The sequence below is a fragment of the Sinorhizobium sp. 8-89 genome (assembly GCF_030124325.1).
In the GTDB taxonomy this organism is placed as follows: domain Bacteria; phylum Pseudomonadota; class Alphaproteobacteria; order Rhizobiales; family Rhizobiaceae; genus Sinorhizobium.
Map to the genome: position 1 here is coordinate 1 of NZ_JASKLR010000080.1, position 1,053 is coordinate 1,053.

The window sequence follows — 1,053 nt, forward strand, 5'->3', positions numbered from 1 at the left end:
GCTAGAGCGCGTCCGATGAAAGCGGAATCGGCGTGAGGATTCCTTTTCAGAGCGTGCTGTGATTCCCTCCTCCTGTCTTTGATTTGTCGGAGGGAATATGGCCCGAGCATTGAGTGATGATCTTCGTCACCGGGTTCTGGCTGCGTCGTCTGGTGGGATGTCCGCGCGGTCGGCTGCAGCGCGGTTCGGGATCGGGATTTCGACGGCGATTGCCTGGATCGCGAGCGCCCGGCAGGGTCAGGTGAGCGCTGCCAAGCAGGGGCGACCTGGAGGTTCCCGTCTCGACGATCATGAGGCTTTCATCATCGGCATGATCGAGGTGTCGAAGGACATCACGCTGAACGAGATGGTTTTGCGTCTGGAAGAGGACCGATCCGTCTCTATCGGCCGCAGCACCCTCGACGTCTGGCTGCGCAAGCGCGGCTTCACATTCAAAAAAAGACCGCACATGCATTGGAGCAGGAGCGGCCAGACCTCCTGAAGCGGCGTCAGGACTGGTTCGATGCACAGCTTGATCTCGATCCAGCCCGCCTCGTCTTCATAGACGAGACGGGTCTTTCCACGAAGATGTCCCGGCTTCGCGGTCGCTCGCCGCGCGGAGAGCGTTGCCGATCGGGCGTTCCGCATGGTCATTGGAAAACTACGACGTTCACCGGGGCGCTCAGGCTCTCCGGCATGACCGCGCCGATGGTCCTTGACGGGGCGATGAATGGAGTGGCTTTCCGGGCCTATGTCGAGCAGGTTCTCGTGCCTACGCTCACGCCCGGCGACATCGTCGTCATGGACAACCTGCCGGCCCACAAGGCAGATGGCATCCGACAGGCCATAGAAACCGCCGGCTGCACGCTGCTCTATCTCCCGCCCTATAGCCCCGACTTCCGATCGAAAACGCCTTCTCAAAGCTCAAGGCGCTTCTGCGGGCAAGGGCCGAACGCTCCGTCGACGCCCTCTGGAACACCGTTGGCGACATCGTCAAGCTCTTCGAGCCGCAAGAGTGTGCGAACTACTTCGCAGCAGCAGGATATGACCCGGATTAAAGTGGACGTGCTCTAG

General features: G+C 60.9%; 1 pseudogene. It reads left to right on the forward strand.

What is annotated here, in order from left to right:
* The first annotated feature begins 97 nt into the window (after window positions 1–97).
* Window positions 98–1,037 (forward strand): annotated as a pseudogene (locus tag QN219_RS33730) (IS630 family transposase).
* Window positions 1,038–1,053 lie beyond the last annotated feature (16 nt).